Genomic DNA, 6613 nt, shown 5'->3' with positions numbered 1-6613 from the left:
GGGTATCGAATGTCGAAGCATCTTCGCGGCCGTCCGCTGGCCGTGATCCTCACCGCCGCGGGTCTGGCTGTCGTCGCCGCGCCCGCCGCCGCCGAGACCCTGGCCGACGCCATCGCCGCGGCCTACGGATCTAACCCGACTATCCAGGCCCAGCGCGCGACGCAGAGGGCGCTCGACGAGACCTACGTCCAGGCGCGGGCTGGTTGGCGGCCGACGCTGAATCTGGGCGGCTCTTGGCAATACGGAGTCATCGCGACTCCTCGGCTTGTAGCGATCGAGCAAGGGGCGATCGATCGCAACCAAGATGGCATCCCGGACGGGGCGGGCTATAGCGACTCCACATCAACCCGTGCCGCGTTGAACTTCAGCCAGCCTCTGTGGACCGGGGGTCGAGTCGCCTCTGCCGTCTCGGCCGCGCAAGCCGAGATCCTAGCTGGCCGTGAGAACCTCCGTCGCGTCGAATCGCAGGTGATCGGCCAGGTGGTTCAAGCCTACGTCGACGTTCGCCGCGACACCGAGGCGCTGCGCATCCGCCAGCAGAACGTCGAAGTCCTGCGGCGCCAGCTCGACGAATCGAATGCGCGCTTCGAAGTCGGCGAGATCACCCGCACAGACGTCGCGCTTTCTCAGGCGCGCCTCGCGGCGGCGCAGGCGCAGCTCCAGAGCACCGAGGCTCAGCTCGGCAACAGCCGGGCGAGCTATGCCGCGGTCGTCGGACGCCCTCCCGCTGATCTCCAGCCGGAGCCGTCGCTGGCCTACATGATGCCCGCGACCGTGGACGAGGCCTTCACGGCGGCCCAAGAGTTCAACCCGCAGCTTCGCGCCCAGCAGTTTGCCGAGCAGGCCAGCCGGGCCCGCGTGTCCGGCGCGCGCGCCGAGCGCATGCCCAATGTGACCGCTCAAGCGTCGCTTGATTTCACGAACCGTGTCCGCGAAGACGTCTGGGAGCGCGATTTCTACTCGCGCGGCTCCACCGTCGGCGTGAACGTCACCGTTCCGCTGTTCGCGGGCGGCCAAATTTCCTCCCGCATCCGCCAGTCGGTTGAGCGCAACAATGCCGACCGCATCAATATCGAGACCCAGCGGCGCACCGTGGTGCAGCAGGTCGCGCAATCGTGGAACCAGCTCACGGCGGCCCGCGCCAACATCGTCTCCAGCGCCGAGCAGGTCCGCGCCGCCGAAATCGCCGCCGAAGGCACGCGCCAGGAACAACAGGTTGGTCTGCGGACCACCATCGACGTGCTCAACGCCGAGCAGGAGCTGCGTCAGGCGCAGCTGGCCGTGGTGACCTCGCGCCGCGACGAATATGTCGCGGCCGCTTCCGTGCTCTCGGCCATGGGGCGGCTCGACGCCCGCAACCTGATCCCCAGCGAGCCGCAGTACGACCCGGCCCGCAACTTCCGCAAACTGCGGATCACCTGGGGCTGGGTGCCGTGGGAGGAGCCGATCGGGATCATCGACCGCCTGCTGGCCGTGCCGCCGATCGCCCAACCGCACCAAAAGGCGCTGGAGCCCAACATCGGTCCGGGCCTGCAGCCGCCGCCGGTCGCGGCCGCTACCTCGCGCTGAGCGACCGCAGGATCGTGCAAATTGCACGATCGGCTGGCTGCGCTTAGGCTGGGTGCAGGATTCTCTCTCACATCCCCGGCGGCCCCATGTCCGAGACTTCGCAAGAACCGACGATGGAGGAAATCCTGGCCTCCATCCGCCGCATCATCTCCGAAGACGACGCGCCGGCCGCCGACGCGCAGTCGACGCCGCCGCATGGCGACGAGGGCCCGGCCGCCGAGCCGGAACCCGCGCCGGCCCCGGCCCCTGTTGCCGCCGAGGAGCCCGCTCCGGCTCCGCGCGCGCCGGAGCCGGTCGCCGCCGAGCCTGCGCCGCCGGTTCCTGACGAGGACGACGCCCTGGAGCTGACCGACAAGGTCGAGCAACATGGCGACCTCGACGTCTACACCCCGCCGCCAGTCGCGCCCGAGCCGGCGCCGGTCCCCGCGCCCACCGTGAGCCTCGTCAGCGCCTCGGCCGCGTCCGCCGCCGCGTCCGCCTTCGACCGCCTGAGCCAGACCATCGCCATGCCGGCGGAGGGGCGCACGCTCGAGGATGTCGTCCGCGAGATGCTCCGCCCGATGCTGCAGCAGTGGCTGGACGATAACCTGCCGGCCATCGTGCAGTCGGCCGTGGAAGCCGAAGTCGAGCGCATCGCCCGCAGCCGAGTACGCTGACCGCTCATCCCGGAGAACGCCGGGCCCAAGCGGCGCTCATCGACGCGCGCGTCATCGGGTCTTCCTGAGATTCAGCTTGGGTCCCGGCTTTCGCCGGGCTGAGCGGCTGTGTATTCACCGCTCTCGCAACAAAGCTGACCCATGCTTGAAAAGACCTTTGATCCCAAGACCGTCGAGCCGCGCCTCTATGAGGCTTGGGAGCAATCGGGCGCCTTCGCCCCGATCGACGATCCGAACGCCGAGCCGTTCTCAATCGTCATCCCGCCGCCGAACGTCACGGGTTCGCTGCACATCGGCCATGCGCTGAACAACACCCTGCAGGATGTGCTGATCCGCTTCGAGCGGATGCGCGGCAAGGCGGCGCTGTGGCTGCCCGGCACCGACCACGCCGGCATCGCCACCCAGATGGTGGTCGAGCGCAAGCTGGCGGCTGAGGGCAATGCCGGCCGGCGCGATCTCGGTCGTGACGCCTTCGTCGCCAAGGTCTGGGAATGGAAGGCCGAGTCCGGCGGGACCATCGTCAATCAGCTGCGCCGGCTCGGCGCCTCCTGCGACTGGTCACGCGAACGCTTCACCTTGGACGAGGGCCTCAGCGCCGCTGTCCGCAAGGTCTTCGTCCAGTTGCACAAGGAAGGGCTCATCTACCGCGACAAGCGGCTGGTAAACTGGGATCCGCACTTCCAGACCGCCATCTCCGATCTCGAGGTCGAGCAGCGCGAGGTGGACGGCGCCTATTGGCACTTCGCCTATCCGCTGGACGGCGGCGTCACCTATGAGCATCCGGTCGCCTTCGACGACGAGGGCAAGCCGACCGAGTTCGAGACCCGCGATTTCATCGTGGTGGCGACCACGCGGCCAGAGACCATGCTGGGCGACACCGCCGTCGCGGTGCATCCCGACGATCCGCGCTATCACGGCCTGATCGGCAAGCAGGTCCGCCTGCCGATCGTCGACCGGCTGGTCCCCATCGTCGCCGACGACTACGCCGACCCGACCAAGGGCTCCGGTGCGGTGAAGATCACCCCGGCCCACGACTTCAACGACTTCGGCGTCGGCAAGCGGCACGGACTGCCGATGATCAACGTCCTCGACGATTTCGGGCGCATCAACGATGCGGCGCCGGGGGAATATCGCGGCCTCGACCGCTTCGTCGCTCGAAAGAAGGTCGTGGAGACCTTCGAGGCGCTCGGCCTTCTGCGCGAAATCGAGAAGACCCGCCATATGGTCCCGCACGGCGACCGCTCCGGCGTCGTCGTCGAACCCTATCTGACAGACCAGTGGTACGTGAACGCCGAGGAGCTGGCGAAGGACGCCATTCGCGCGGTCGAGGAGGGCGACACCGTCTTCGTGCCCAGGAACTGGGAGAAGACCTATTTCGAGTGGATGCGGAACATCCAGCCGTGGTGCATCTCGCGTCAGCTATGGTGGGGGCACCGGATCCCGGCCTGGTTCGGGCCCGACGGCAGGGCGTTCGTCGCCGAGACCGAAGACGAAGCGCGGGCGCAGGCCCGGGAGGCCTACGGCCGCGACGAGCCGCTGACCCAGGACGAGGACGTCCTCGACACCTGGTTCTCCTCGGCCCTGTGGCCGTTCTCGACGCTCGGCTGGCCGGAGAAGACCTCGGACCTGGCGCGGTTCTATCCGACCCACACCCTGATCACCGGCTTCGACATCATCTTCTTCTGGGTCGCCCGGATGATGATGCAGGGGCTGCACTTCATGGGCGAGGCGCCGTTCAAGCGCGTCTTCATCAACGCCCTGGTCCGCGACGCCTCTGGCGCCAAGATGTCGAAGTCCAAGGGCAACGTCATGGACCCGCTGGAGCTGGTCGACGACTTCGGCGCCGATGCCCTGCGTTTCACCCTCACGGCCATGTCGGGCGCGGCGCGCGACATCAAGCTGTCCCGCCAGCGCATTGAAGGATATCGGAATTTCGGCACCAAGCTGTGGAACGCCACGCGCTTCTGCCAGATGAACGGCTGCGAGCGGGGCGAGGGGTTCGACCCGACCGCTGTCCGCCTGCCGCTCAACCGCTGGATCGTCGGCGAGACCGCGCGGACCGCCAAGGTGGTCACCACCGCGCTGGCCGACTGCGGCTTCGACCAGGCCGCCGACAGCCTCTACCGTTTCATTTGGCGGCAGTTCTGTGACTGGTACGTCGAGCTGGCCAAGCCGATTCTCGGCGGCGAGGACGAGGCTCTGAAGGCCGAGACCCAGGCGACCGCGGCCTGGGTGTTGGACCAGATCCTGATCCTGCTGCATCCGGTCATGCCGTTCCTGACCGAGGAGCTGTGGGGCCAGACCGCCGATGCGGGGGCGAAGCGCGGTCACGCCGGCTTCCTGATGACCGCGCCGTGGCCGGCGCTGGGCGACGAGCTCATCGGCGCCGAGGCTGACGCCCAGGTCGAGCTTCTGATCGAGACGATCTCCGAGGGGCGCTCGGTCCGGGCGGAGCTGAACGTGCCGCCGTCGGCAAAGCCGCCGCTGCTGGTCGTCGAGGCCAGCGAGGCGCAACGCCGAGTTCTCGCCGAGGGCGCGGCCCTTATCGCCCGGCTGCTGCGCGTCGAGGACGTGCGCTTCGTCGACGCCGCGCCGGCGGGCTCGATCCCGTACGTGGTGGCCGGCGCGACCCTGGCCCTGCCGGTCGCCGAGTTCATCGACCTCGCCGCCGAGCGTGCGCGCCTGTCGAAGGAGGTCGCCGCCCTGGCCGCCGAGATCGACAAGACCGCCAAGAAGCTCGGCAACGCCGATTTCGTCGCCCGCGCACCGGAGGAGGTGGTCGAGGAGAACCGCGAGCGCCTGGCCGACGCGCAAGCCGCCAAGGCCAAGCTCGAAGGCGCCCTGGCGCGCCTGGTCTAAGGCGGTGAAGTCGCGCGCCGACCTGTTGCTGGTCGCGCGAGGCTTCTTCGAAAGCCGCGCGAAGGCGCGGGCGGCCATCGAGGCCGGCGGCGTCACCGCCGACGGCCATCCGGTAGCGAAGGCCTCCGACCTGCTGGACGACGGGGCCGAGATCGTGGCCGTCGCCGCTCATCCCTGGGTCGGTCGCGGTGCGCTGAAGCTCGACCACGCCCTTGCCCTGTGGTCCATCGAGGCGATGGGGCGGAACGTCATCGACGTCGGCGCCTCGACCGGCGGCTTTACGGAGGTCTGTCTGGCTCGCGGCGCGGCCCGCGTCTACGCCGTCGACGTCGGGCGCGGGCAGCTTCACCCCAAGCTCGCCGCCGACCCGCGCGTCGTGAACCTGGAGGGCACGGACGCCCGCGAACTCACAACGACGCTGGTCGACGCGCCGGTGGGCCTCGTGGTCTCCGACGTCAGCTTCATCGGCCTGGCCAAGGCGCTGCCGGCAGCGCTTGAGCTGGCCCAGACGGGGGGCGATCTCGTCGCCCTGATCAAACCGCAGTTCGAGGTCGGGCCCGACCGGGTCGGCAAGGGCGGCCGGGTCAAGGATGCGGTGGCCCGCGCCGACGCCGCCGCCGGCGTTCAGGCGTTTCTCGCGGCGGCGGGCTGGACGGTCCAGGCCCTCGCCGATAGCCCGATCCTCGGCGGCGACGGCAATGCCGAACAGCTGGTCTGGGCAAAAAAATAGCCGCCCGAACGAAGCCGGGCGGCTTGTCTCCAGTCACAGATGCTCGTCTCGAAGGCTTAGTCGACGACCTGGTAGCGGCCGCGGCTGTCCTGGCAGACGCGGACCATGCGGGTCTGAGTGCGGCCGTCCGGCATGTAGATCGGGCTTTCGGCCATGGTGCAGCCGTCGGCGTCGATCGGCCGTTGGGCCAGGCGGTAGCGCTGTCCGCGGTGGCCGTAGGCATAGGCGTCGTCGCTGTAGAAGCCGCGACCGTCGCCCCAGCTGTCGCGCTCCACATAGCGGCCGGGACGATAGCCGCGGTCGCCATAACCATAGCCGTAGTCGCGATAACCGCCGTCGTAATAGGCGCTGGACGGCGGTGCATAGGTCGTCCGCGGGCCGCCGGTGCAGGCCGCGCCGTTCTTGCCGACCATGGCCCCGGCGATCGCGCCGACGCCGCCGCCGAGCAGGGCGCCGTCCTGGCGGTTGTTACGGGCCGCCGCGTTGGCGCCGACCGCCGCGCCGATCGCGCCGCCCAGCAGGGCGCCGACGACGCCGCGGCCGTTGGCTTCGCGCCGGCACGGATCGTAGCCGCCATCGTAGTAGCCATACTGGCCGTAGGGCTGGGCCGAGGCCGCCCCGGCGCTCAGCGCCATGGCGCCGGCGGCCGCGACCAGCAGGCCCTTGCCCAGAGTGGAACGCATCGACATCTCTGAAAATTCCCTCTCGAAACCCGTCTCGCGCGCCCCTGCGGGCCGCCGTGGTTCCGCTTATCGTCCCTGCTAGCTGAACGGCCGTTGATCGGGCCGTTCATCTTCGT

The 6613-nt window shown here is 69.3% G+C and carries 5 protein-coding genes; 4 read left to right on the top strand and 1 reads right to left on the bottom strand.

From position 1 onward, the window contains the following. Positions 1-9 precede the first annotated feature (9 nt). The 4 genes from ACILRF_RS04870 to ACILRF_RS04855 all read left to right on the top strand — a co-directional run bounded on the left by ACILRF_RS04870 (position 10) and on the right by ACILRF_RS04855 (position 5814). The gene (locus ACILRF_RS04870; RefSeq protein ID WP_395671147.1) at positions 10-1569 is read left to right on the top strand and encodes a TolC family outer membrane protein; all 1560 of its coding nucleotides are present in this window, start codon (positions 10-12) and stop codon (positions 1567-1569) included. A 113-nt stretch (positions 1570-1682) separates the two neighbouring features. After that, positions 1683-2225, top strand: a complete 543-nt coding sequence (locus ACILRF_RS04865; RefSeq protein ID WP_395671146.1) for a DUF2497 domain-containing protein — start codon at positions 1683-1685, stop codon at positions 2223-2225. A 141-nt stretch (positions 2226-2366) separates the two neighbouring features. Then, complete coding sequence (locus ACILRF_RS04860) at positions 2367-5084, top strand: valine--tRNA ligase (RefSeq protein WP_395671145.1); 2718 nt, start codon at positions 2367-2369, stop codon at positions 5082-5084. A gap of 4 nt (positions 5085-5088) precedes the next feature. Then, complete coding sequence (locus ACILRF_RS04855) at positions 5089-5814, top strand: TlyA family RNA methyltransferase (RefSeq protein WP_395671144.1); 726 nt, start codon at positions 5089-5091, stop codon at positions 5812-5814. 56 nt (positions 5815-5870) lie between these two features. Here ACILRF_RS04855 and ACILRF_RS04850 read toward each other — a convergent pair whose 3' ends face one another. Beyond that, positions 5871-6497, bottom strand: coding sequence for a hypothetical protein (locus ACILRF_RS04850; RefSeq protein WP_395671143.1), 627 nt, complete (start codon positions 6495-6497; stop codon positions 5871-5873). Positions 6498-6613: the final 116 nt, after the last annotated feature.

It is taken from the genome of Phenylobacterium sp. (genome assembly GCF_044236515.1).
In the GTDB taxonomy this organism is placed as follows: Bacteria; Pseudomonadota; Alphaproteobacteria; order Caulobacterales; family Caulobacteraceae; genus Phenylobacterium.
The sequence above is the reverse complement of the archived record's forward strand: the minus strand, read 5'-3'. Positions and strand labels throughout refer to the sequence as shown.